Below are 25608 nucleotides of genomic sequence, written 5' to 3' on the forward strand. Positions count from 1 at the left end.
TTCGGCTACAAGCTGTCGGTCAGCGTGGATCGTCGGCACAAGCTGATCCGCTGCGTGCGGGTGAGCGATGCCAGCGAGGCCGACACCCGGCATCTGGTGGATGTGCTCGACCGGAATAACAGCAGCCGGGACTTCTGGGCAGATCGCGGCTACCACGACGGGCCTCGGGAGCGCTGGCTCAAGATGATCGGCTGGCGGCCGCATATCCAGCGCAAGGGCCAGGCCGGCAAGCCCATCAGTGAGCGGGGCAAGGCACGGAACAAGCGCATAGCCAGCCCCCGCGCTCGAGTCGAGCATGTCTTCGCCAGCCTCGCCCAGATGGGCGGCAAGATGATCCGGAGCATTGGCCTGGCCCGTGCGGAGTTTGGCCTGATGGTCAAATCGGCGGTCTACAACCTCAAGCGGATGTCGAGTCTGCTGGAACTGGCCTGAGCCAGGCCACCGGTCGCGTATCGCGACCGGCCGAAGGATGTTCTGCGAGCACGTCCCCCGGCACTCGGATGCCAGGAGTTGTGCTCGTCACTGCCTGGCTCAGCTCGGATGTGTGTTTTTAGAGGTACCCTTCAGCTATCACGATGCCCGCGGCAGGCTGACCGGCTTTGATGTGCAGATCGCCGAGGCGCTCTGTCAGGAGATGGCCGTCAGCTGCATGATCCAGACAATTGTCTGGGAGCAGCTGATTCCAAGCCTTGAGCAGGGCAAGGTGGACATCCTGGTCGCCAGCATGGCCCAGACCCCCGAGCGCCGGCAGCGCGTGGCCTTCACCAACCACTACTACCAGTCTCACTCGATCTTCGCCGGACGCATCGGTCTGGCCAATGACAGCCAGCCCGGTACCCTGGCTGGTCTGCGTCTGGCGGTCATGGACAACACCATCCAGGCTGACTTCGCACGCCGCCACTACCCCCGCAGCCGCCTGCTGCCGGTGCCTCATCAGGAGGAGGCCTTTGCCCTGCTGCTGGCCGGCCAGGCTGATCTGGTGCTCTCCGACACCATCAACCTGCTGGGCTTCCTGCAGCGTCCAGAGGCCAGCGACTACGATTTCATCGGCACCCCACTGCTCGCCGAAGGCCTCAACAGCAAGGCGCATATCGCCGTACGCCGGCAGGACAAGACCCTGCTCGCACGTCTCAATGCTGCGCTCGAGGCCATCCGCCTCAATGGCGTCTACGACCGCATCAATCGCCACTACTTCCCGTTCAGTATCTACTGAGGAACCGCATCATGGCGCTACCACAGGCACAGGGTGGCTATCACCCCTCGCTGGCGTACACCGTACGCGTGGCGGTCGTCATCCTGCTGCTGGGAGTCGCCATCGTACTGTCCATGCCGCTGCTCAACGGCATCATCGACAAGGCCTATCAGGTGCGCGAGGAGTACCTGCCGGAGCTGACCCGCTGGCGCCACAACACCCAGCGGGTCGAGCAGCTGCCAGGCTTCATCGAAACCCTCTACTGGAGCCCGGACCCGCGCGCGGCGCGCAACAGTCGCCTGCAGGCCCAGGTACTGATCGACAGCTTCGCCTTCGATCCTGCCAGCGCCCTGGCCAGCCAGTGCCGGCATCACGTTCTTGCACCTGCAGGCACTGGCTGGCCTGCGTGACAGCCAGCGCCTGCGACTAAGCGCCATGCGCAATCGGGCCAATACACTGCTGCAGGACCTGCCCACCGGCAGCGATGAAGACGTGCAGCACTTTCTGGTCGGCAGCGCGCAGCTCGCGCAGATCGGTACCGACTGGCAGCTGTGGCATCGCCGGGGACAGGCGCTGCAGTCCTCACAAGCACCGCCCCTGCAGCAGGCCCTCGCCCCTCTGCTGCTCGATCTTGAGGCGCTGCACCGCCTGGACATCCGCGCCGCGCACGAATATCGACAAGCCCTCGAGACCCAGCAGGAGCTGGCTGCCATCCTCAATACTGATACCGCGCTGAAAACCCAGCAGATTGCCAAGGCTGTCGAGCGAGAAGCCACCCAGGCCCACCATTACGGCATCTGGCTGTTACTTCTGCTCGGCCTGTTCACCGCACTGACACTGCTGGCCTTCCAGCGTTACCTGCTGCGACCGATCCTGCTGTGCAATGCCGCCCTCGAGGGCCTGAACCGCGAGCAGTACACGGTGCTGCCGCCGCCCACCCTGTTCCATGAACTGGACACCATCAGCCGCAGCGTGCGCCAGTACAGCGACCTGACCCGCCAGCTGCAGCAGGCCAATCGCGAGCTGCTGCAGCTGTCGCAGCGCGACGGGATGACCGGGCTGGCCAATCGCCGCTACTTTGACAGCGTGCTGCTCGATGAATACGCCCGCGCCTGTCGGCACGGCCATAACCTGTGCCTAATCATGCTGGATGTGGATCACTTCAAACGGATCAACGACACCTACGGCCACCTGTTCGGCGATGACTGCCTGCGCCGTCTGGCCGGCGTGCTTGCACAGTACAGCCGCCGGGCGGGCGACCTAGCCGCTCGCTATGGCGGTGAGGAGTTCGCGCTGATCCTGCCGGAAATGCCCTTGAATGAAGCCTGGCAGGTTGCCGAGCAGATCCGCCAGCAGACGCAGGCGCTGCAGCTGTACAGCGAGCAGGGCGAGCGTGTTGCGCTGACCATCAGTGCTGGCGTTGCCAGCCTGCCGGAAAGCGGTGCGCGGGACATCGAACAGCTGATCGAGCAGGCCGACCAGGCGCTCTATAAGGCCAAGCACAGTGGCCGCAACCGCGTCGAAATGGCCAGTGCCGCCGCGCCAGACCTCTCCCGGACAGCGCAGACCCTGACGCATAATTGACCCTCCGCTGCCACAGGTCTGCCGCCATGCTGCCCACCACCCTCGAACAACTCGATGCCCTGCGCGCCGAATGCCGGGCCATGGTCACCCGCCGCGCCGGTATCTCGGCGGGTGCGGCGGTCTTGCCGATTCCGGGCCTGGATCTGGGCACCGATCTGGCCCTGCTAATCGAGCTGCTGCCGGCGATCAACCGCAAATTTGGTCTGGCGGCCGAGCAGGTGCGCGGGCTGGACCCGCAGCTGCAGCGCCTGATCCTGCTGGGGGCGACCAGCCTGGGCAACAACTTGATCGGCCAGCTGATCACCCGTCAGCTGGTCACGCAGGCGCTCAAGGGCATCGGCGTGCGGATCGGTACGCGCACCGCCGCCCGCCTGGTGCCGGTGCTCGGCCAGGCGGTGGCTGCCTCGGTCAGCTTCGGCGCGATGAAGCTGCTCGGCAACGCCCATGTCGAGGACTGCTACCGGGTCGCCCGCGATGCCCTGCTGGCCCAGGGGCTGGAGCGTGGCGAACTGATCGAGGCACAGGCTGAGCCTGCGACACTCCCACAAAGCCGCTAGGCGCTACCACGGTTAAGCCGCCAGCGCCGCCTGCCGGGCTGGCTTGGGCTGTGCCGGCTCGCGGCTGATCAGGCGTCCACCAGCGCCCACTGCTTGCTCAGACGCTTGTCGGAAACCGCCATCTTCGTCCCCAGCTGCTGGGCGAACAGCGACACCCGGTACTCTTCGAGCATCCAGCGGTATAGCGCCAGCTCCGGGTCGCGCTTGCCTTCCTGCTGGTGTTTCTTCAAGCGCGCCTGGTACTGCTCCCAGTAGCCGGCCAGCTCGCCGCTCCACACCCGGTCGCGCTGCAGCTGGCTGCCGACCTTGTCCAAGCGCTGCTCGATGGCCTTGAGGTAACGCGGATATTCCTTCAGCCACTCGGCCGGGGTCTGGCGCACGAAGCCTGTGTAGATCAGGTTGGCCAGCTGGGCCTTGATGTCGTTGAGCGCCACCGCCATCGCCAGGTCGATGCGCCCCTTGAAGCGCTTCTGCAGGCCATGCCAGAGCTTGAGGATTTCCAGCACCAGCTTCGCCAGCCGCTCGGCGTGCTCGCTCCAGCTGCCGCGTTTCTGCTCAGCCAACGCGGCCAGCGCGGCGCCGTCGCGCGGCAGCGGGTCACTGCCGTCGAGGATGCAGCTGTCCAGGCTGGCCAGCAGGATGTCCTCGACCAGTGACTCGACGCGGCCCAGTTCGCGGTACAGCAGACCCATCTCGGTCAGCCCCGGCAGCTTGCCGCGCAGGTACTTGGCCGGCTCGGCCAGCTGCTGCAGCAAGAGGCGCTGCAGGGCGCGGCGGTGCTGGTACTCGGCCTCGGCCTGGGTCGGGAAGCGCCCTTCCTTGACCGCGCCGCCCTCCTCGACCAGCGCCGGGTAGACGGTCAGCGACAGCCCGGCGATCTTCTGCTGGGTGCTCGCGGCCACGCGAAAGCCCTTGGCCTCGACCGGTTTGGCCTCGGCGCGGCTTTCGGGGATGGCCAGCGCCGCCTGGCTGGCTTCGGCGAAGCGCGCGGTCAGCTCGGCCAGGTCGCGGCCCTCGCCGAGGAACTTGCCGCGCGCGTCGACCACCTCGATGTTCATCTTCAGGTGGCTGTCCAGCTGGACGGCGGACTCCGCCCAGGCCTCCTCCGGCACGCGGGCGCCGGTCATACGCATAAGCTCGCGGCCGAGCGCCTCGGGCAGCGAACCCTCGGCGAAGGCCAGCTTGGCCAGTGCGGCGCCGACGAAGTCCGGCACCGGCACGAAGTTCTTGCGCAGCGCCTTGGGCAGGCCGCGCACCAGCGCCACGCACTTGGCTTCCAAGAGGCCCGGCACCAGCCAGTCGAGGCGCTCGGCCGGCAGCTGCGGCAACAGCGGCGCCGGCACCCGCACGGTGACACCGTCGCGCGGATGGTTGGGCTCGAAATGGTAGGAGAGCGGCAGCTGCAGGCGGCCGATGCTCAGGCTGTCCGGATACTGCTGCGCGGTGACCTCACGGGCCTCGCGGGCCAGCACGTCTTCCTCGCGCATGATCAACAGCTGCGCATTTTTCGCGCTCTCGCGCTTGTACCAGCTCTCGAAACTGGCGGTCTGGTAGATGTCCGCCGGCAGGCGCGCGTCGTAGTAGGCGAACAGGGTTTCCTCGTCGGCGAGGATGTCGCGGCGGCGCGCCTTGGCTTCCAGCTCGTCGAGCTTCTCGAGCAGCTGGCGGTTGGCGGTGAGGCACTTGGCGCGGCTGTTGATCTCGCCGCGCACCAGACCTTCGCGGATAAACAGCTCCCTTGCCGCAGTTGGCTCAATCGGTCCGTAGTGCACCGGCCGGCGGCCGACGATGATCAGCCCGTACAGGGTCACCTGCTCGAAGGCCACCACCTGGCCGCGCTTCTTCTCCCAGTGCGGCTCCAGATGGTTCTTCTTCACCAGGTGCGGCGCCAGCGGCTCGATCCAGTCCGGGTCGATCTTCGCCACCATGCGGGCGAACAGCTTGGTGGTTTCCACCAGTTCGGCGGCCATTACCCACTGCGGGCGCTTGCGGCCGATACTGCTGCCCGGGTGCAGCCAGAAGCGCCGCTGGCGGGCGCCGTTGTAGTCACCCTCCTCGGTCTTCTGGCCGATCTGACTGAGCAGGCCCGCGAGCAGCGCCTTGTGCACCGCGGCGTAGTTCTTCAGGGTCTGCGCGGCCTGCTGGCGCTCGTCCTGGGCGGCAATGGCCTGGCGGGCACGCTGGTCGAGCTCTCCGGTCACCACGGGCGCGGCGACCGGCTCCGGCGCTTCCAGCTTGTTCAGCGGCAGCTTGAGGTCGCGGCAGGTGAGCAGCAGCTGGCGGTGGGCGTCACGCCACTCGCGCAGGCGCAGGTAGTTGAGGAAGTTGCGCCGGCACCAGTTGCGCAGCGCGTTGGCACCCAGCGCCTGGCGCTGCGCCTCGAAACCGTGCCACAGGTTGATCAGCGCGGCGAAGTCGGAATCGGGGTTCTTCCACTGCGCATGGGCCTGGTCGGCGGCCTGCTGGCGCTCCATCGGCCGCTCGCGTGGGTCCTGCACCGACAGGGCGCTGGCGATCACCAGCACCTCGGCGAGGCTGCCCTGCTGCGCGCCTTCCAGCAGCATGCGGCCCAAGCGCGGGTCGATCGGCAGGCGCGCCAGCTGGCGGCCCAGCGGAGTGAGCTGGTTGTCGCGGCCGACCGCGGAGAGTTCCTGCAGCAGGTTGAAGCCGTCGCTGATCGCCTTGCCTTCCGGGGGCTCGATGAACGGGAATTCGCTGATATCGCCGAGGCGCAGATGCAGCATCTGCAGGATCACCGCAGCGAGGTTGGTGCGCAGGATCTCCGGATCAGTAAATTCCGGGCGGGAGAGGAAGTCCTCCTCGCTGTACAGGCGGATGCAGATGCCCGGCTCGACCCGCCCGCAACGGCCCTTGCGCTGGTTGGCGCTGGCCTGCGACACCGCCTCGATGGGCAGGCGCTGGACTTTGGAACGGTAGCTGTAGCGGCTGATACGCGCGGTGCCCGAGTCAATCACGTAGCGGATGCCCGGCACGGTCAGCGAGGTCTCAGCGACGTTGGTGGCCAGCACGATCTTGCGCCCGCCGGCAGGCTTGAAGATCTTCTGCTGCTCGGCCGGGGTCAGGCGGGCGTACAGCGGCAGCACCTCGGTGTGGCGCAGGTTGGCCTTGCGCAGCACCTCGGCGGCCTCGCGGATCTCGCGCTCGCCGGGCAGGAACACCAGCACGTCGCCGGGGCGCTTGCCGATCGCGCGCTCGTGCGCCTCGATCTCCTCGAGGGCGCGCAGGATGCCCTGATCCACCGACAGGTCGTCGAACAGCGGCTCGCCGTTCTCGTCCAGCTCGGCGGCCAGCGGCCGGTACCAGGTCTCCACCGGGTAGGTGCGCCCTGACACCTCGATGATCGGCGCGTCGTTGAAATGCTTGGAGAAGCGCTCCAGGTCGATGGTCGCCGAGGTGATGATCACCTTGAGGCCGGGACGGCGCGGCAGCAGGTTCTTCAGGTAGCCGAGCAGAAAATCGATGTTCAGGCTGCGCTCGTGGGCCTCGTCGACGATCAGCGTGTCGTACTTCTCGAGGAAGCGGTCGTGCTGAGTCTCGGCGAGCAGGATGCCGTCGGTCATCAGCTTGACCAGCGACTGCTCGCCGCTGTGATCCTCAAAGCGCACCTGGTAGCCGACCAGCTCGCCGAGCGGCGTGCCCAGCTCCTCGGCAACCCGGGTAGCGACGCTGCGCGCGGCCAGGCGGCGTGGCTGGGTGTGGCCGATCAGGCCGAACACGCCGCGCCCGGCCTCCAGACAGATCTTCGGCAGCTGGGTGGTCTTGCCCGAGCCGGTCTCGCCGGCGATCACCACCACCTGATGCTGCTCGATGGCAGCGCGGATCTCCTCGCGGCGCGCGGCGATCGGCAGGGCGTCGTCGTAGCGGATGCGCGGCACGCTGGCGCGCCGCGCGGCGACCTTGGCACAGGAGGCCTGAAAGCGCTCCAGCCACTGCGCCAGCCGGGCCTCGTCCGGGCGTTTTTTAAGCTCGAGCAGCTGGCGGCGCAGGCGGTGGCGGTCGGCGTTGAGCGCCTGATCGAGGTTATTGAGCAAGGGGGCGAGGGCGGGTACGGCGTCACTCATCGGGCAGGCATCGGCTGATTCGGCAGAGGGCGGCGATTGTCGCAGATTTGCCGACCGCGGCGCACCGAGGCGTGTCTGGCCGCTGACCGCATGGCTGCTTTAAGCTGCGCGCCTGCCTCACTCAAGGAGCTGTCATGCACTGGATTTCCCGCCCCGGCTGGCCGGGCCACCTCATTGCGCTGGCCGCCGGCGCCCTGATGCCGCTGGCCCTGGCGCCCTTCGATCTGTGGCCGCTGGGGCTGCTGTCGATCGCGCTGTTCTATCTGAGCCTGCGCCAGAGCGAGGGTCGCCACGGCTTCTGGCGCGGCTGGTGGTACGGCTTTGGCACCTTTGCCGCCGGCACCAGCTGGGTGTATGTGAGCATCCATGAATACGGCGCGGCCCCGGTGCCACTGGCGGCGCTGCTGACCCTGCTGTTTGTCGCCGGGCTCGGACTGCTCTTCGCCCTGCCCGCCTGGCTCTGGTGCCGCTGGCTGCGCCGCACACAGGCGCCGCTGAGCGATGCGTTGAGTTTTGCGGCCCTGTGGCTGGCGCTGGAGTGGCTGCGCAGCTGGCTGCTGACCGGCTTCCCCTGGCTGTATGCCGGCTACGCCCAGCTCGACGGGCCACTGGCCGGGCTGGCGCCGCTCGGCGGGGTCTGGCTGCTGTCGTTCAGCCTGGCGCTGAGCGCGGCGCTGCTGGTCAATCTGCAGGCCTGCTACCCACAGCGCCCACGTCTGCTGATGGCCCTGCTGTTGCTGGCACTGCCCTGGGCGAGCGGTCTGCTGCTCAAGGGACAGGCCTGGACGCAGCCGGCCGGCGCACCGCTCAAGGTCACCGCCGTGCAGGGCAATATCGAGCAGGATCTCAAGTGGCAGCCGCAGCAGCTGCAGGCGCAACTGGCGCTGTACCGCGAGCTGACCCTCAATGCCGCCCCGGCCGATCTGTATGTCTGGCCGGAAACCGCCGTGCCGGTGCTCAAGGAATACGCCGAGGGCTACCTCGGGGTGATGGCGCAACGGGCCCGCGAGCGTCAGGCGGCGCTGATCACCGGACTGCCGGTGCGGGAAACCGATGCCGAGGGCCGCAACCGCTACTACAACGCCCTGCAGGCGCTGGGTGAGGGCGATGGGCTGTACTTCAAGCAGAAGCTGGTGCCGTTTGGGGAATACGTGCCGCTGCAGGAGCTGCTGCGCGGGCTGATTGCCTTCTTTGACCTGCCGATGTCCGACTTTGCCCGCGGCCCGGCCGGGCAATCGCTGCTGCAGGCAAAGGGTTACGCGATTGCCCCTTTCATCTGTTACGAGGTGGTCTACCCGCAGTTTGCCGCCGCCCTGGCTGCTGACAGCCAGCTGCTGCTGACCGTCAGCAACGACGCCTGGTTCGGCCGCTCGATCGGCCCGCTGCAACACCTGCAGATGGCGCAGATGCGCGCGCTGGAAAGCGGCCGCTGGATGATCCGCGCCACCAACAATGGCGTCACCGCGCTGATCGACCCGCAGGGGCGGCTGAGTGCACAGGCGCCATCCTTCGAGCGCACCCTGCTGCATGGCGAGGTGCTGCCCATGCAGGGGCTGACACCCTACCTGCGCTGGGGACTCGTCCCGCTGGGCAGCCTGTGCCTGCTGCTGCTGGGCCATGCCCTGTTGCAGCGCCGGCGCGAGTCGCGGCGCTAACCGTCCCCAGAACTGCAGCGCTCATGTATGCTTGGGCGCTTTGCATTCCCCCTCATTTTCACTCCGGCAGAGCCATGCACGAACAGTATCAGCCCCGCGATATCGAAGCCGCCGCGCAGTCCCACTGGGACGCGCAAAAATCCTTTGAAGTGAGCGAGCAGCCCGGCAAGGACGCTTTCTATTGCCTGTCGATGTTCCCCTACCCGAGCGGCAAGCTACACATGGGGCACGTGCGCAACTACACCATCGGTGACGTGATCGCCCGCTATCAGCGCATGCAGGGCAAGAACGTGCTGCAGCCGATGGGCTGGGACGCCTTCGGCATGCCGGCGGAAAACGCCGCGATGCAGAATCAGGTCGCCCCGGCGGCCTGGACCTACGCCAACATCGACTATATGAAGACCCAGCTCAAAAGCCTGGGTCTCGCAGTCGACTGGTCGCGCGAGGTGACCACCTGCAAGCCGGACTACTACCGCTGGGAGCAGTGGCTGTTCACCCGCCTGTTCGAGAAGGGCGTGATCTACCGCAAGAACGGCACGGTCAACTGGGACCCGGTGGACCAGACCGTGCTGGCCAACGAGCAGGTGATCGACGGCCGCGGCTGGCGCTCTGGCGCGCTGATCGAGAAGCGCGAAATCCCCATGTACTACTTCCGCATCACCGCCTATGCGGAGGAGCTGCTGGCGGATCTGGACAAGCTCGACGGCTGGCCTGAGCAGGTCAAGACCATGCAGCGCAACTGGATCGGCAAGAGCTTTGGTGCCGACATCGAGTTCGACTACGACGCCGAGAGCTGCGGCGGCGAGGGCCGCCTGAAGGTCTACTCGACCCGTCCGGATACCCTGATGGGCGCCACCTATGTCGCCGTCGCCGCCGAACACGCGCTGGCCCAGCGCGCCGCCGAAGGCAACCCGGCGCTGGCCACCTTCATCGCCGAGTGCAAGGCCGGCTCAGTGGCCGAGGCCGATGTGGCGACCATGGAGAAGAAGGGCATGGCCACCGGCCAGTTCGTCATCCATCCGCTGACCGGCAACAAGCTCCCTGTGTTCGTCGCCAACTATGTGCTGGCCGGCTACGGCGAGGGCGCGGTGATGGCGGTGCCGGCCCACGACGAGCGCGACTTCGAGTTCGCCAACAAGTACGGTCTGCCGATCGTGCAGGTTTACCGCCAGAGCGAAGGCGACGCCGCCTTCGACGCCGCCCAGTGGCAGGACTGGTACGCCGACAAGGCGGGGCTCACCACCGTCAACAGCGGCCAGTACGACAACCTCGAGTTCCAGGCCGCCTTCGATGCCATCGTCGCTGACCTCGAAGCCTGTGGCCATGGCGAGAAGCAGACCCGCTTCCGCCTGCGCGACTGGGGCATCAGCCGCCAGCGCTACTGGGGCTGCCCGATCCCGATCATCCATTGCGAGCATTGCGGCGACGTGCCGGTGCCGGAAGACCAGCTGCCGGTGGTGCTGCCCGAGGACGTGGTGCCAGACGGTGCCGGCAGCCCGCTGGCGCGCATGCCGGAGTTCTACGACTGCAGCTGCCCGAAGTGCGGCGCGCCGGCCAAGCGTGAAACCGACACCATGGACACCTTCGTGGAAAGCTCCTGGTACTACGCCCGCTACGCCTCGCCCAAGTTCGAGGGCGGTATGGTCGATCCGCAGGCCGCCAATCACTGGCTGCCGGTTGATCAGTACATCGGCGGCATCGAGCACGCCATCCTGCACCTTTTGTATGCGCGCTTCTTCCACAAGCTGATGCGTGACGAAGGCCTGGTGCAGAGCGACGAGCCGTTCACCAACCTGCTGACCCAGGGCATGGTGATCGCCGAGACCTACTACCGCCTGCAGGACAACGGCAGCAAGCTGTGGTTCAACCCGGCGGATGTCGAGGTACAGACCGATGCCAAGGGCAAGCCGCTGTCGGCCATCCTGAAGAGCGACGGCCTGCCGGTGGAAATCGGCGGCACCGAAAAGATGTCCAAGTCGAAGAACAACGGCGTCGACCCGCAGACCATGATCGAGCAGTACGGTGCCGACACCTGCCGTCTGTTTATGATGTTCGCCGCGCCGCCGGAGATGAGTCTGGAATGGTCCGACTCCGGCGTCGAGGGCGCCAGCCGCTTCCTGCGCCGCGTCTGGCGCCTGGCCCAGAGCCACGTCGCTGCCGGTCTGCCGGGCGCGCTGGACAAGGCCGCGCTGGACGAGGCACAGAAGGGCATCCGCCGCGCCATCCACCAGGCGATCCGCCAGGCCAGCAGCGATATCGGCCAGCACCGCAAGTTCAACACCGCCATCGCCCAGGTGATGACCCTGATGAACGTGCTGGAGAAGGCACCGACCGCGACCGCTCAGGACCGCGCCCTGCTGCAGGAAGGTCTGGAAGCCGTCACCCTGCTGCTCTCGCCCATCACCCCGCACATCGCGCACGCCCTGTGGCAGGCGCTGGGTCACGGCGACCATGTGATCGACGCGCCCTGGCCGCAGGTCGATGAAGCCGCTCTGGTGCAGGACACCCTGGAGCTGGTGGTGCAGGTCAACGGCAAGCTGCGCGGTCATATTGCCGTGCCGGCCAGCGCCTCCCGCGAGGAGGTCGAGGCGACCGCGCGTGCCAACGAGAACGTGCTGCGCTTCACCGAAGGCACCACCATCCGCAAGGTGATCGTGGTCCCCGGCAAGCTGGTCAATATCGTCGCCAACTGACGCATCGCGTCCAATCGGCCGCCCGCCCCTGCGGGCGGCGTTTCACATGAGGGAAGCCTGATGAAACGTAGTCTCTCCGGCCTGCTGCTGGTGATACTGGCCACCCTGCTCAGTGCCTGCGGCTTCCAGCTGCGTGGCACTGCCGGGAATGATTTTGCCGTGCAGGAACTGGATCTGCGCGCCCGCAATGCCTACGGCGAGCTGAACCGCGACCTGCGCCAGCTGCTGGAAAGCCGTGGCGTGCGCATCAGCCCCGACGCTGCCTGGCGCCTTGTGCTGGTCAACGAAACGCAGAACCAGCGCACCGCCAGCGTGACCCGCTCGGCGCGCAGTGCCGAGTATGAACTGACCACCATCCTCGACTTCGAGCTGCGTGACCGGGCCGATCTGCTGCTGCTCGCCGATCGACTTGAAGTGCAGAAGGTCTATGTGCAGGACGACAGCAACCTGATCGGCTCAAGCCAGGAAGCCGCCCAGCTGCGCCGCGAAATGCGCCGCGAGCTGGTGCAGCAGATGTCCCTGCGCCTGCAGCAGCTGACGCAGGAGCGTCTCGAGCAGCTGCAGCGTGACGCTGAGCAGCGTGCTGAAGCGCGCCGTGCGGCCACGCCCGCGGCCGCCCAGTGAGCGGGACGGGGCCTGCGCCCCGTCCTGAATGGCCTGCATGAAACTCAACGCCAACCAGCTGGCTCGTCACCTGCAAGGACCGCTGGCGCCGGTCTATGTGATCAGCGGGGACGAGCCGCTGCTCTGCCAGGAAGCCTGTGATGCGGTGCGCAGCGCCTGCCGCCAGCAGGACTTCAGCGAGCGGCAGGTTTTGCATGCCGATGCCGGCTTTGACTGGAACATCCTGCGCGAAGCCGGCGCCAGCCTGTCGCTGTTTGCCGAGCGGCGCCTACTGGAACTGCGCCTGCCCAGTGGCAAACCGGGAGACGCCGGTACCGCCGCCCTGCTCGACTACCTGGCCCGCCCGGCCGAAGACACCGTCCTGCTGATCAGCCTGCCGCGCCTGGACAGCAAGACCCAGAAAAGCAAATGGGCGAAGGCGCTGATCGAAAGCACCCACAGCCAGTTCGTGGCGATCTGGCCGGTGGATGCTGCCCAGCTGCCGGCCTGGCTGCAGCAGCGCCTCGCCCAGGCTGGCCTTGCCGCCAGCCCCGAGGCGCTCGATCTGCTGGTCGCACGCACGGAGGGCAACCTGCTGGCCGCCGTGCAGGAGATCGAAAAACTGCGCCTGCTGGCTGACGGAACGATGCTGGACACCGCCACCGTACAAGCCAGTGTTGCCGACAGTGCGCGCTTTGACCTGTTCGGCCTGCTGGATGCGGCGCTGGCCGGCGAGCGCGCCCATGCCCTGCGCATGCTGACCGGTCTGCGCGCTGAGGGTGTCGAGGCACCAGTGGTCCTCTGGGGTCTGACCCGCGAACTGCGCCTGCTGGCGGGCCTGCTGCTACAGCAGGCTCGTGGGGTGCCCGCCGAGCGGGCCATCGCCCAGCTCAAGCCCCCGCTGTTCGGCAAACGCCCCGCGCTGGTCAGTCGCGCCCTGCAGCGCCTGAGCCTTGAGCAGTGCACCGCGCTGCTCTGCGAAGCGCAGCAGATCGATGAGCAGATCAAGGGACAGGCCAGCGGCAATCCATGGAATGGACTGGCCGCGCTGACCCTGCAACTGGCCGGCGGCCGCCTGACGCTGGGCGGCTGAATCCACCCCACACTGCAACCGTTGCCGGGCAGTCACAGCGCCTTCCGGCATGCTAAGGTTGTCGCCCGTTCTGCCTTTTCCGGAAGCCGGTTCATGTCCGACGCCCTCATGCAGCCCTCGCCGCGCCACGCCCTGCTGACCCGCAGCGCGCTGCTGCTTCTGCTGGCCCAGGCGGCCGCCTGCGCCCAGCCACCGGCTGACAACCTGACGCCCAGTCGCCAGGCAGCCCCCCTGCCCGCTCCGGCGCTACAGGCCGATCCGCCAGCGGCGCAAAGCTTTGCCCAGTGGCGCGAGACGTTCCGCCAGCGTGCGCTGGCCGAAGGGGTCAATGCGGCGCTGTTGGCGCGTGTCTTGACCGGGCTGCAGCCGGATCCTTCGGTGATCCGCGCCGATGCCAGCCAGCCGGAGTTCAGCAAGCCGATCTGGGAGTATCTCGACAGCGCAGCCTCGGTGCAGCGGGTCAAGCGTGGCCAGCAGCTGCTGGTCAGCCATGCCCGCACGCTCGAGGCCATCGAGCGGCGCTATGGCGTGCCACGCCAGGTGCTGGTCGCGGTCTGGGGCATGGAAAGCAACTTCGGCGGCTATACCGGCAACAAGAGCGTGATCCGCTCGCTGGCGACCCTCGCTCATGAGGGGCGCCGTCCGCAGTTCGCCCATGAGCAGCTGCTGGCCGCCCTGCGCATCCTGCAGCAGGGGGATATCGCCCCGGAGCGCATGCTCGGCTCCTGGGCCGGGGCCATGGGTCAGACCCAGTTCATCCCCACCACCTACCTGCAACATGCCGTGGATTTTGATGGCAACGGCAAGCGCGACATCTGGCATTCGGTGGCCGATGCGCTGGCCTCGACCGCCAATTACCTGCGAGCCTCCGGCTGGAAGAGCGGCCAGAGCTGGGGGAGCGAGGTGCAGCTGCCGACGGGCTTCGATTATGCACTGGCCGATCCCGAGCAGCGTCGCCCGCTCGGTGAGTGGCTGAGTCTGGGCCTGCGGATTGTCGGCAGCACCCAGGCGCTGGATCTGCGCCAGCCGGCCAGCCTGCTGCTGCCGGCCGGGCATCGCGGCCCGGCGTTTTTGGTCTTCGACAACTTCCGCAGCATCCTGCGTTACAACAACTCCACGGCCTATGCGCTGGGTATCGGTCTGCTGGCCGAGCGCTTCGAGGGCGGCGGACAGATTCTGGCGAGCTGGCCGCGTAGCGAGCCGCCGCTGTCGCGCAGTCAGCGCATTGAGCTGCAGCAGCAGCTCTCTGCCCGCGGCTTTGATCCGGGAATCAGCGACGGCATCATCGGTGCCAATACCCGCCGTGCGGTGCGTGCCAGCCAGCAGCAGCTCGGCTGGCCGGCCGATGGTCACCCGACCCTGCGCCTGCTGGAAGCACTGCGTGACACCCCACACTGAAACCCTCGCCGTCGCGTCAGCGTAACCGCCCGCGCGGCACTGCCCCACCTGCCGCGCCTACCGCCGGCAGCTGCCCAAAACGCAAAAGGCCGACTGCAAGCAGTCAGCCTTTTTTGTGCATCGCGCAGGGCTTACAGCGGTTTGCCGCGGTTGCCGTGGGCGCTGACGAACTGCTGCACCGTCTTCAGGTCGTTGGCCAGCACGGTGCAGCGCTCCTCGCGCTGGAACAGGTCAGCCAGATGCGGCGGCAGCTGCGGTACGGCATCGATGCCCGCCTTCTCCACCGCCTCCGGGAACTTGACCGGATGCGCGGTCCCCAGCACCACCATCGGCAGCGCCAGGCTGCGCCGGCACTCGCGGGCGGCCTTGACGCCGATCGCGGTGTGCGGATCGAGCAGGTAGCCGGTCTCGGCATGCACCTCGGCGATGGTCGCGCAGGTGGCCTCATCGCCCACCGCCAGCGAGTCGAACAGGCGACGCGCTTCAGTCCAGCGATCTTCTTCCACCGCCAGCTGACCGGTCGCCTTGAAGGTATCCATCAGTGCCGCGACCGCCGCGCCGTTGCGGCCATGCAGGTCGAACAGCAGGCGCTCGAAGTTCGACGAGACCATGATGTCCATCGACGGCGACAGGGTCGGATGCAGGGTGTCCTTGTCGTAGCGGTTGCCGGACATGAAGCGGTGCAGGATGTCGTTGCGGTTGGTGGCAACGATCAGCTGATTGATCGGCAGACCCATGTTGCGCGCGAGGTAACCGGCAAAGATGTCGCCGAAGTTGCCGGTCGGCACCGAGAAGGCTACCGAGCGGTGCGGTGCGCCGAGCTGCAGCGCGGCGTGGAAGTAGTAGACGATCTGGGCCATGATCCGCGCCCAGTTGATCGAGTTGACCGCCACCAGACGGGTGCCCTTGAGGAAGCCCTGATCGGCAAAGCTGGCCTTGACCATCTCCTGGCAGTCGTCGAAGTTGCCTTCGATGGCGATGTTGTGGATGTTCTCGCCAAGGATGGTAGTCATCTGCCGGCGCTGCACCTCGGACACGCGGTTGTGCGGGTGCATGATGAAGATATCGACATTCTCGCAGGCCTTGCAGCCTTCGATCGCCGCCGAGCCGGTATCGCCGGAGGTGGCGCCCATGATCACCACGCGCTCGTTGCGCTTGGCCAGCACATGGTCCAACAGGCGGCCAAGCAGCTGCAGGGCGAAGTCCTTGAACGCCAGGGTCGGACCCTGGAACAGCTCCAGCACCCACTCGTTGGCGCCCAGCTGGGTCAGCGGCGCCACCGCCTTGTGGGCGAACACGCCGTAGGTCTCTTCAAGGATGCGCTTGAAGTCCACGTCGGCAATCGAGCCGGCCACGAACGGGCGCATCACCCGGAAGGCCAGCTCGTGATAGGGCAGCCCCGCCCAGGAGGCGATTTCCTCGACGGTGAAATGCGGCAGGTTTTCCGGTACATACAGGCCGCCGTCGCTGGCGAGGCCGGCGAGCAGTACATCTTCAAAGTTGAGAACCGGGGCCTGGCCGCGGGTACTGATATAACGCATGGGGAACGAACCTTTTCTTGGCGGCCACGCCGGGTGGCCGCTGAGGGATTAGTTGAGCGACTCGACGCGGATCCGCACCACGGCACCGGCCACGCCCTCGAGGGCTTCCAGAGCGGCGATGGCATCGTTCATCTGCGCTTCACGCACGCGGTGGGTCACCAGGATCATCGGCACCAGACCGTCCTGCTCCTCGGCTTCCTTCTGCATGATCGACTCGATATTGATGCCACGCGCCGAGAGGATGCTCGCCACCTGGGCCAGCACGCCCGGATGGTCCTTGGCCTGGATGCGCAGGTAGTAGGCACTCTGGCACTCGGCAATCGGCAGGATCGGGTGATCGGAGAGCGCATCGGCCTGGAAGGCCAGGTGCGGAACACGGTTTTCCGGGTCGGTGGTCAGGGCACGCGCCACATCCACCAGATCGGCCACCACTGCCGAGGCGGTCGGTTCCATGCCGGCACCGGCGCCGTAATAGAGGGTGCTGCCCACCGCGTCACCATTGACCATCACGGCGTTCATTACTCCGTTGACGTTGGCGATCAGCCGGTCGGCCGGAATCAGCGTTGGGTGTACACGCAGCTCGATACCGGCGGCCGTGCGGCGCGCCACCCCCAGGTGCTTGATGCGATAACCCAGCGCCTCGGCGTAGTTGACGTCGGCGGTGGTCAGCGCCGTGATGCCCTCGGTGTAGGCCTTGTCGAACTGCAGCGGGATGCCGAAAGCGATGGAAGCCAGGATGGTCAGCTTGTGGGCGGCATCGATACCCTCGACATCAAAGGTCGGGTCGGCTTCAGCGTAGCCGAGTGCCTGGGCTTCCTTGAGTACGTCCTCGAAGGCACGGCCCTTCTCACGCATCTCGGTGAGGATGAAGTTGCCGGTGCCATTGATGATCCCAGCCAGCCAGTTGATGCGGTTGGCCGCCAGCCCCTCGCGGATCGCCTTGATCACCGGGATACCGCCGGCCACCGCGGCCTCGAAGGCGACGATCACGCCCTTCTCGCGGGCGCGGGCGAAGATTTCATTACCATGCACGGCGATCAGCGCCTTGTTGGCGGTCACCACGTGCTTGCCGTTCTCGATCGCGCGCATCACCAGCTCACGGGCCACGGTGTAGCCGCCGATCAGCTCGATGACGATGTCGATGTCCGGGTTGTCCACCAGCTCGAACACATCACCGGTGATGGGGGTACCGGTGGTGTCGCAGTGCGGGTTGGGGTCACGCGCGGCAATCTGCGCCACCTCGATACCACGCCCGGCACGGCGGGCGATTTCCTCGGCGTTGCGCTTGAGCACGTTGAAGGTACCGCCACCGACGGTGCCCAGCCCACAGATACCTACTTTGACCGGTTTCACTCACTAATCCCCATCATCACTACACAGCGCAGCCAGACGCTCCGGCCACAGAAAAGATCCGCACATTACGAAGCGGCCGGTGGTTAGTCAATCAGCCACCGATCACTTGCCGGCCGCAGCCAGCGCCGCAGGAGCCAGCGCTGCGGCTGGCTGATAACCGGGGATCATCTGGCCATCGGCCAGCACGATCGCCGGGGTCCCGCGCACGCCGATCTGCTGCCCCAGCTCGAACTGGCGAGCGACCGGATTGGCACACTGCGCCTCGTCCACCTGACCGCGGGTCTTGGCCCGGGTCATGGCGGCCTGAGGATCCTTGGCGCACCAGACATTGACCATGGTCTGGTAGGTAGCACTGCCGACACCCTGACGCGGGAAGGCCAAATAGCGCACCTCGATGCCGCGGCGGTTCAGCTCGGGCACCTCGGCGTGCAGCTTCTGACAGAAACTGCAGTCGGTGTCGGTGAACACGGTGATATGGGTCTTGGCCGGCGCCCCGCCAGCGGCCGGGAAGATCACCATCTCGGCGGGCGGCTGGGCGTTGATCAGCTTGGCCACGCCACGGTTTTCCACCTGTTCTGTCAGGTTGGTGGCCTTGCCCTCAGCAATCTGCAACAGGTAGCCCTGCAGGACGAAGCGGCCATCGGCGCTGCTGTACAGCACGCTGCCGCTCTCCAGCTGCACCTGATAGATACCCTGGAGCGGACTTTCCTCGATCGAGGCAATCGCCAGATCCGGCTGCAGGCTCTGCAGGCTCTGGCGGATGCTCTGGGCAGGGTCGGCAGCCTGCAGGCTGCCAATCGCCAGCGCACAGCCGGCGGCGACAAGGTAACGGGGCAGACGCATGACAGCTCCTGGAAATCGGCAATCGGGCAAAAACGTCGCCAAGATTACCACACAAGCCTCGCCGCCCTGACGCCTGCTCAGCGGTCACGGCGCAGGCTCGCGCCCCTGCAGCCGCTCAAGACGCGCTTCGGCGATCTGGGCATAGATCTGAGTACTGGTCGGCTCGCGATGCCCGAGCAGGATCTGCACCACTCGCAGCTCCGCCCCGTGATTGAGCAGGTGGGTCGCAAAGGCATGGCGCAGGGTATGCGGTGACAGGGACTGCTCGATGCCGGCGGTCTGGGCATGGCGCTTGATACGGTGCCAGAAGGTCTGGCGGGTCATCTGCTCACCGCGCCGACTGGGGAACAGCACATCGCTGGGACGGCCCAGCAGCAGCTCGCCGCGCGCCTCGCGCAGGTAGCGCACCAGCCAGTCAGCCGCCACCTCTCCGAGCGGCACCAGCCGGCTGCGCAGCCCTGGCCCACCGACCTGCAGCAGGCCCTGACGCAGATCGATTTGCTCGGTGGTCAGCGCCACCAGCTCGCTGACCCGCAGACCACAGGCATACAGCACCTCAAGCATGGCCCGGTCACGCAGACCCAGGGCCTCGCCAGTATCCGGTGCGGCCAGCAACGCCTCGACCTGGGCCTCGCTGAGGCTGTGCGGCACGGCACGCGACTGGCGGGCCTGCATCACCTGCAGGGTCGGATCGTTGCTCAGCAGCCCCTCGACCCGGCAGTAACCGTAAAAATTGCGCAGACACGACAGCAGACGCGCCGTGGAGCGCGGGTGATAGTGGGCCTGGGCGCGCCAGTCGAGGTACTCCAGCAGGTGATCACGGTCACAGCGGGCCAGCTCGCTACCCCGCTCACGCAACCAGCCATCGAACAGGGCCAGATCGGTCAGGTAGGCACTGCGGGTATGGGCAGAGAGGCCGCGCTCCAGCCACAGATGCTGCTGGAAACGCACAAGCAGGGGATGATCGCTGGCAGACATCGGCACGGCTCGGATCAGCATGGGCTGCACAGTCTGCCACGCCCCTAGAGCGTACGACCAGCCGCGCCGTTACCGGCCCAGAATGCAAAAAAGCAGCCCGCAGGCTGCTTTTTCGTTGCTGGAAAGGCGGTCGATCAGACCAGCTTTTCCTTGATGCGTGCGGCTTTGCCGGACAGGTCGCGCAGGTAGTACAGCTTGGCCTTGCGCACGTCACCGCGACGCTTGACGGTGATGCTGTCGATCAGCGGGCTGTAGGTCTGGAAGGTACGCTCGACGCCAAAGCCGCTGGAGATCTTGCGCACGGTGAAGGCGCTGTTCAGGCCACGGCTACGCTTGCCGATCACCACGCCTTCGAAGGCCTGCAGACGCGAACGGTCGCCTTCCTTCACTTTCACTTGCACGATCACGGTATCGCCAGGGGCGAAGGCCGGGATCTCTTTATTCATCTGTTCAGCTTCGATCTGCTGAATGATCGGATTCTTGTTGCTCATGCTGTGCTCCGTAGACAGGGCTGCCCTGCCATCGATACGTTAACTATCGTTCTGCTGGAGGAGGTATTCATCCAGCAGCTTTTTCTCTTCTCCAGAAAGCGAGCGACTATCCAGAAGATCGGCTCGACGCTGCCAGGTACGCCCAAGGGCTTGCTGCAGACGCCAGCGCCGGATGTGTTCGTGGTTGCCACTGAGCAGCACCGCTGGAACACGCTTGCCCTCGTACACCTCGGGTCGGGTGTAGTGCGGGCAATCGAGCAGGCCGTCCGTAAAGGAGTCCTCCTCGGCGGAATCTGCATGCCCCAGTGCTCCGGGCAGCAGCCGCGTGACCGCGTCGATCAGCACCATGGCCGGCAGCTCACCGCCGGACAGGACGTAATCACCGATCGACCATTCCTCATCCACGTGCGTCTCGATGAAACGCTCGTCGATGCCTTCATAACGTCCGGCAATGAGGATCAGATGTTCTTCTTTCACCAGCTCACGGACAGCCGTCTGATCAAGACGACGCCCCTGAGGGGACAGATAGATCACCTTTGCCGCACCGCCTGAAGCTGCCTTGGCATCCGCCAGAGCCCGTTCGAGCGGCTCGATCTTCATTACCATCCCCGGCCCACCGCCGAAGGGCCGATCATCCACCGTCTGGTGGCGGTCTTCGGTGTAGTTCCGTGGATTCCAGCACTGCAGCTTGAGCAGATCCTGCTTCACTGCACGACTGGTGATGCCGTATTCGCTGATGGCGGCGAACATTTCCGGGAACAGGGTGAGAACGTCTACCCGCATGGGTCAGAAATCCGCATCCCAGTCGACCCGAACCTCTCCTGCCGCCAGATCGACCTGCAATACGCACTGTGCCGTGTAGGGCAACAGGCGTTCACGATCATCCAGACTGCCGGAGCAGGGCTTGACCACCATCACGTCATTGGCACCGGTTTCCAGCAAGTGATCGATCCGGCCGAGCCATTGCTCGTCCTGATTGATGACCTTGAGACCTTCGAGCTGGTACCAGTAGTACTCATCAGCATCCAGAGCAGGCAACTCGCTGCGCGGGACACAGATCAGAAAACCGGCGTAGCCACGGGCCTCTTCACGATCGTCGAGACCCTTGATCCTGGCGGTCAGCACCTTGCCATGCAGGCGCCCGCTTGCCAGTTCGACCTGACGCACCTCGCCATCACGTATCAGCGTCCAGCGGCGGTACTGCAACAGGTTGTCCAGCGGATCGGTGTAGGAATAGATCTTGACCTCACCGCGGATGCCGTACACCGAAGTGATCTTGCCCAGGACCACCAGGTCCCCGGCGGGTGTCGGCGAATGCTGCATGATCAGGGACTCAGGCTTTCGCCGCTTCCTTGAGCAGCTGAGCAACGCGCTCGGACGGCTGGGCGCCCTGGCTCAGCCAGTACTGAGCACGCTCGGTGTTGACGGACAGACGCACTTCGCTACCAGCGGCGATCGGGTTGAAGAAACCGATGCGCTCAACGAAACGGCCGTCACGAGCAGAGCGGCTGTTGGTCACAGTCAGGTGGTAGAAGGGGCGCTTCTTGGAGCCGCCACGAGCAAGACGGATGGTTACCATTGAAATTCGTTCCTGTAGTCGGTGCTTGCAAAAACTGTATGCACACTAGGGCCCACGGCCCGAAAGGCCGCATATCTTAAGGATTCCCCGGGCATTTGCCAAACGGTTTTTCCGCCTGCACGCAGGCAGGCCAGCGATCCGCATCGCCCGCCTGTCTGCAGTGGCTCACCGAAGGCGTACCCGGTGTCCCCCCATCAACATCGCCGATTCCACGGAATCAGCGACTAACGCACGACATGATCTGCACCACGCCGCGCCGTTTTCATCAAATCTTGGGCATACCGCCAGGCAGCAGACTACTCATGCCGCGCATCATCTTGGCCATGCCACCCTTGGTGGAGACCTTCTTCATCATCTTCTGCATCTGCTTATGCTGCTTGATCAGCCGCCCGACATCCTGCACCTGCGTCCCCGAACCCAGCGCAATGCGCCGCTTGCGCGAACCGCTGATCAGCTCGGGGTCACGACGCTCAGCAGGCGTCATCGAGTTGATGATCGCCTCCATCTGGCGAAACTGCTTCTCGGCCGCTTGCTGGGCGTTACCCATCTGCCCAAGGTTCATGCCACCGAGCATCGGCAGCTTGTCCATCAGGCCGCCGAGGCCACCCATATTCTTCATCTGCTGCAGCTGATCGCGGAAGTCCTCGAGATCGAAGCCCTTGCCCTTCTTCAGCTTCTGGGTGAGCTTGGCCGCCTTCTCGCGGTCCATGCTTTGCTCGGCCTGCTCGATCAGGCTCAGCACATCGCCCATGCCGAGGATCCGCGAAGCCACCCGGTCCGGATGGAACGGATCCAGCGCTTCACTCTTCTCACCCATGCCGAGAAACTTGATCGGCTTGCCGGTGATGGCACGCACCGACAGCGCCGCACCACCACGGGCGTCACCGTCGACCTTGGTCAGCACCACGCCGGTGAGCGGCAGCGCATCATTGAAGGCGCGAGCGGTATTGGCGGCATCCTGACCGGTCATGGCATCCACCACGAACAGGGTCTCGACCGGATTGATCGCCGCGTGGACCTGCTGGATCTCCGCCATCATGTCGGCATCGATATGCAGACGACCGGCAGTATCGACGATCACCACATCAATGAACTTGAGCTTCGCCTCGGCAATCGCCGCCCGGGCGATGTCCACCGGCTTCTGGCTCAGGTCGGAGGGGAAGAAGGTGACGCCGACCTCACCGGCCAGGGTCTCCAGCTGCTTGATCGCCGCCGGACGGTACACATCTGCGGAGACCACCAGCACTGACTTCTTCTTGCGCTCCTTAAGAAAGCGCGCCAGCTTGCCGACCGTGGTGGTCTTGCCTGCACCCTGCAGGCCGGCCATGAGGATCACCGCCGGCGGTGCGGCAGCAAGGTTGAGGTCCTCATTGGCCTCACCCATCAGCGCTTCCAGCTCGGCGCGGACGATCTTCACGAAGACCTGGCCCGGCGTCAGGCTCTTGGACACCTCGGTGCCGACGGCACGCTCCTTGACCTTGTTGACGAAATCCTTGACCACCGGCAGCGCGACGTCGGCCTCAAGCAGGGCCATGCGCACCTCGCGCAGGGTGTCCTTGATGTTGTCTTCGGTCAGCTTGGCGCGGCCGGTGACATTGCGCAGTGTCTGCGACAGGCGCTCGGTCAGATTCTCGAACATGCACGGTCCTTTAAGGAGGGAGCTTGCGGCAAGGCGGCGGATTATAGCGAAGTGCAACGCACACCGACACCGGTAGCGGACTTTCGAAGACCGCTGGTTCTGTGCCACACTCGCCCCCCTACAGGCATCCTCCACAAGGACTTATGACGCCTCTGCTGCCCAGCCTGGCAGCTGCCGGACTGTATGCCGGCGCTGCACTCTACCAGGCCCTGCTGCTCTCCCGCCGCACCAGCCCTGCCCCGCGCCTGCTGGCCGGCCTCGGTGTTCCTGCCCTGCTGCTGCACCTCCTAGCCCTCTATCAGCTGCTGCTGGGGGACGGTACCCTGCTGCTCAACTTCTTCAATGCGGCCAGCCTGCTGGCAGCGGCAGTGATCGCTCTGACCCTGCTGGCCTGCCTGCGCATGCCGGTGCACAACCTGCTGCTCTTGCTGTTCCCGCTGGGCAGCCTGACCAGCCTGCTGGCGGTCCTGGTGCCCGCCGGCACCCTGCAGCCGATCCGCGAGGCGCCGGGGATTCTTGCGCATATCCTGCTGTCGCTGCTGGCCTATGGCCTGCTGACCATCGCCGTGCTGCAGGCGCTGCTGCTGCTGCTGCAGAACCGCCAGCTCAAGCTCAAGCACCCCTCGGGGATCATCCGCACCTTCCCGCCGCTGCAGACCATGGAAAGCCTGCTGTTCGGCTTTCTGTGGGCCGGCTGGACCCTGCTGTCGCTGTCGCTGCTGTCGGGCTGGCTGTACCTTGATGACCTGCTCGCCCAGCATCTGGCCCACAAGACCCTGCTGGCCTGCCTCGCCTGGCTGGTATTTGCCGTACTGCTGGGCGGGCGCTACCGGCTCGGCTGGCGCGGCGCCACGGCGATCCGCTGGACCCTGGCCGGCTTCCTGCTACTGATGCTGGCCTACTTTGGCAGCAAGCTGGTACGCGAATTTATCCTGCACATCTGAGACCAAGGCACCCACCGTGGACGACCTCCATTCCAGCTTCCTGTTCGGATTGCTGATCTTCCTGATCCTCTGCTCGGCCTTCTTCTCCAGCTCCGAGACCGGCATGCTCAGCCTCAACCGCTACCGTCTGCGCCACCTGGAGCGTGAAGGCCACAAGGGCGCGCAGCGCGCCAGCAACCTGCTGGCGCGCCCTGACCGTCTGCTCGGTACCATTCTGGTCGGCAACAACGTGGTCAACATCCTCGCCGCCTCGATCGCCACCGTGCTGGCGGTCGATATCTGGGGTGAAGCCGGAATCGCCATCTCGACCGTACTGCTGACCATCGTGGTGCTGATCTTCGGCGAAATCACCCCCAAGACCCTCGCCGCCCTGCGCCCGGAAACCATCGCCTTCCCGGCCAGCAGCGTGCTGAGCCTGCTGATGCGCCTGCTCTACCCGGTGGTGTGGATCACCAGCGCAATCAGCAACCTGCTGCTGCGTCTTCTCGGCGTCGATCCGGCCCACAAGCCCCAGGACAGCCTGTCCACCGAGGAGCTGCGCAGCGTGGTGCGTGAATCCGGCCACGCCCTGCCGGCCAACCGCAAGAACATGCTGCTGGGCATCCTTGACCTGGAAAAGGTCACCGTCAACGACATCATGATCCCGCGCAACGAGGTCATCGGTATCGACCTGGACAGCGACCTTGAGCAGATCACCGAGCAGCTGCGCACCACCACCTTCACCCGCCTGCCGGTCTACCGGCACGATCTCAACCAGATCGAGGGCGTGGTGCACATGCGCCAGATCGCAAGGCTGCTGACCCACAACACCCTCAGCAAGGACAGCCTGCTGGCGGCCTGCAGCAGCCCCTACTTCGTCCCGGAAAGCACGCCGCTATCCACCCAGCTGATCAATTTCCAGAACGAGAAGTGTCGCCTCGGTATCGTGGTAGATGAATACGGCGAGGTGATCGGCCTGGTGACCCTTGAGGACATACTCGAGGAGATCGTCGGCGAGTTCACCAGCCCAGCCAGCCAGCGCACCCCGGACATCCAGGCCCAGCCCGATGGCAGCTACCTGATCGAGGGCAGCGTCAACATCCGTGACGTGAACAAGAGCCTGGGCTGGGAGCTGCCCTGGGAAGGCCCCAAGACCCTCAATGGCCTGATCACCGAAGCCCTTGAGCAGATCCCCGACAGCGGCGTCTGCCTACAGATCGGCGACTACCGTCTGGAGATCATCCAGGCCACCGAAAACCGGGTGAAGAGCCTGCGCGCCTGGCTGGCAGTGCAGGCCCCGGCGCCCACGGAGGGCGATGGCTGATCCAGCCTCCCCCGCCCCACCATACAAAAGGCCGGCCCCTCACCAAGAGCCGGCCTTTTTGCAGGCGAAAGACAAACCAC

22 protein-coding genes are annotated in these 25608 nt (G+C 65.8%); 12 read left to right on the forward strand and 10 right to left on the reverse strand.

What is annotated here, in order from left to right; translation table 11 throughout:
• From MXC11_RS06885 to MXC11_RS06905, 5 genes are all read left to right on the forward strand, one after another.
• On the forward strand, positions 1-432 hold a 432-nt coding region (locus tag MXC11_RS06885; RefSeq protein ID WP_250006933.1), incomplete at its 5' end, for a transposase.
• 112 nt (positions 433-544) lie between these two features.
• A complete protein-coding gene (locus MXC11_RS06890) occupies positions 545-1213 on the forward strand; it encodes a transporter substrate-binding domain-containing protein (protein WP_250006934.1) in 669 nt (222 codons plus the stop codon).
• A gap of 11 nt (positions 1214-1224) precedes the next feature.
• Positions 1225-1602: a hypothetical protein gene (locus MXC11_RS06895; RefSeq protein ID WP_250006936.1), complete on the forward strand. Its 378-nt coding sequence runs from the start codon at positions 1225-1227 to the stop codon at positions 1600-1602.
• Positions 1571-2776: a GGDEF domain-containing protein gene (locus tag MXC11_RS06900; RefSeq protein ID WP_250006938.1), complete on the forward strand. Its 1206-nt coding sequence runs from the start codon at positions 1571-1573 to the stop codon at positions 2774-2776. Before MXC11_RS06895 ends, MXC11_RS06900 begins: the two co-directional genes overlap by 32 nt.
• A gap of 26 nt (positions 2777-2802) precedes the next feature.
• Positions 2803-3333, forward strand: coding sequence for a hypothetical protein (locus tag MXC11_RS06905; RefSeq protein ID WP_250006940.1), 531 nt, complete (start codon positions 2803-2805; stop codon positions 3331-3333).
• A 68-nt stretch (positions 3334-3401) separates the two neighbouring features.
• Here the strand turns inward: MXC11_RS06905 and hrpA are convergent, their stop codons facing one another.
• Complete coding sequence (hrpA, locus tag MXC11_RS06910; RefSeq protein WP_250006942.1) at positions 3402-7415, reverse strand: ATP-dependent RNA helicase HrpA; 4014 nt, start codon at positions 7413-7415, stop codon at positions 3402-3404.
• A 134-nt stretch (positions 7416-7549) separates the two neighbouring features.
• Between hrpA and lnt the strand changes: the two genes are divergently transcribed.
• From lnt to MXC11_RS06935, 5 genes are all read left to right on the forward strand, one after another.
• Positions 7550-9070 carry an apolipoprotein N-acyltransferase gene (gene lnt / locus MXC11_RS06915; protein WP_250006944.1) on the forward strand — a complete coding sequence of 507 codons (1521 nt, stop codon included), beginning with the start codon at positions 7550-7552 and terminating at the stop codon, positions 9068-9070.
• Between the two features lie 74 nt (positions 9071-9144).
• On the forward strand, positions 9145-11763 hold the full coding sequence (gene leuS / locus MXC11_RS06920) for a leucine--tRNA ligase (protein WP_250006946.1): 2619 nt from the start codon (positions 9145-9147) through the stop codon (positions 11761-11763).
• A 60-nt stretch (positions 11764-11823) separates the two neighbouring features.
• A complete protein-coding gene (locus MXC11_RS06925; RefSeq protein WP_250006949.1) occupies positions 11824-12387 on the forward strand; it encodes an LPS-assembly lipoprotein LptE in 564 nt (187 codons plus the stop codon).
• Between the two features lie 37 nt (positions 12388-12424).
• Entirely contained in the window at positions 12425-13459 is a 1035-nt protein-coding gene (gene holA, locus MXC11_RS06930; protein WP_250006951.1) for a DNA polymerase III subunit delta, read from the forward strand.
• Between the two features lie 93 nt (positions 13460-13552).
• A complete protein-coding gene (locus MXC11_RS06935) occupies positions 13553-14857 on the forward strand; it encodes a lytic murein transglycosylase (RefSeq protein ID WP_250006954.1) in 1305 nt (434 codons plus the stop codon).
• 131 nt (positions 14858-14988) lie between these two features.
• Here the strand turns inward: MXC11_RS06935 and thrC are convergent, their stop codons facing one another.
• The 9 genes from thrC to ffh form a co-directional block, all read right to left on the reverse strand.
• Positions 14989-16398: a threonine synthase gene (gene thrC / locus MXC11_RS06940; RefSeq protein ID WP_250006956.1), complete on the reverse strand. Its 1410-nt coding sequence runs from the start codon at positions 16396-16398 to the stop codon at positions 14989-14991.
• 48 nt (positions 16399-16446) lie between these two features.
• Entirely contained in the window at positions 16447-17751 is a 1305-nt protein-coding gene (locus MXC11_RS06945; protein WP_250006958.1) for a homoserine dehydrogenase, read from the reverse strand.
• Positions 17752-17853: 102 nt separating this feature from the next.
• A complete protein-coding gene (locus tag MXC11_RS06950; protein WP_250006960.1) occupies positions 17854-18594 on the reverse strand; it encodes a thioredoxin fold domain-containing protein in 741 nt (246 codons plus the stop codon).
• Between the two features lie 84 nt (positions 18595-18678).
• A complete protein-coding gene (locus MXC11_RS06955) occupies positions 18679-19572 on the reverse strand; it encodes a site-specific tyrosine recombinase XerD (protein WP_250007097.1) in 894 nt (297 codons plus the stop codon).
• Between the two features lie 134 nt (positions 19573-19706).
• Positions 19707-20063: a 50S ribosomal protein L19 gene (gene rplS / locus MXC11_RS06960; RefSeq protein WP_250006962.1), complete on the reverse strand. Its 357-nt coding sequence runs from the start codon at positions 20061-20063 to the stop codon at positions 19707-19709.
• A gap of 39 nt (positions 20064-20102) precedes the next feature.
• Positions 20103-20846 carry a tRNA (guanosine(37)-N1)-methyltransferase TrmD gene (gene trmD / locus MXC11_RS06965; RefSeq protein WP_250006964.1) on the reverse strand — a complete coding sequence of 248 codons (744 nt, stop codon included), beginning with the start codon at positions 20844-20846 and terminating at the stop codon, positions 20103-20105.
• Positions 20847-20849: 3 nt separating this feature from the next.
• On the reverse strand, positions 20850-21386 hold the full coding sequence (gene rimM / locus MXC11_RS06970; protein ID WP_250006966.1) for a ribosome maturation factor RimM: 537 nt from the start codon (positions 21384-21386) through the stop codon (positions 20850-20852).
• 10 nt (positions 21387-21396) lie between these two features.
• Positions 21397-21642, reverse strand: coding sequence for a 30S ribosomal protein S16 (gene rpsP / locus MXC11_RS06975; protein WP_250006968.1), 246 nt, complete (start codon positions 21640-21642; stop codon positions 21397-21399).
• Between the two features lie 265 nt (positions 21643-21907).
• Positions 21908-23281 (reverse strand): signal recognition particle protein, encoded by a 1374-nt coding sequence (gene ffh / locus MXC11_RS06980; RefSeq protein WP_250006970.1) that lies wholly within the window; start codon positions 23279-23281, stop codon positions 21908-21910.
• Positions 23282-23424: 143 nt separating this feature from the next.
• On the opposite strand from ffh, the gene MXC11_RS06985 reads away from it, so the two are divergent.
• Both MXC11_RS06985 and MXC11_RS06990 read left to right on the forward strand, forming a co-directional pair.
• Positions 23425-24225 carry a cytochrome C assembly family protein gene (locus MXC11_RS06985; protein ID WP_250006980.1) on the forward strand — a complete coding sequence of 267 codons (801 nt, stop codon included), beginning with the start codon at positions 23425-23427 and terminating at the stop codon, positions 24223-24225.
• A 16-nt stretch (positions 24226-24241) separates the two neighbouring features.
• Positions 24242-25528 carry an HlyC/CorC family transporter gene (locus MXC11_RS06990; protein WP_250006982.1) on the forward strand — a complete coding sequence of 429 codons (1287 nt, stop codon included), beginning with the start codon at positions 24242-24244 and terminating at the stop codon, positions 25526-25528.
• The last annotated feature ends 80 nt before the right edge of the window (positions 25529-25608 follow it).

It is taken from the genome of Pseudomonas eutrophicaquae (genome assembly GCF_023544715.1).
In the GTDB taxonomy this organism is placed as follows: Bacteria; Pseudomonadota; Gammaproteobacteria; order Pseudomonadales; family Pseudomonadaceae; genus Geopseudomonas.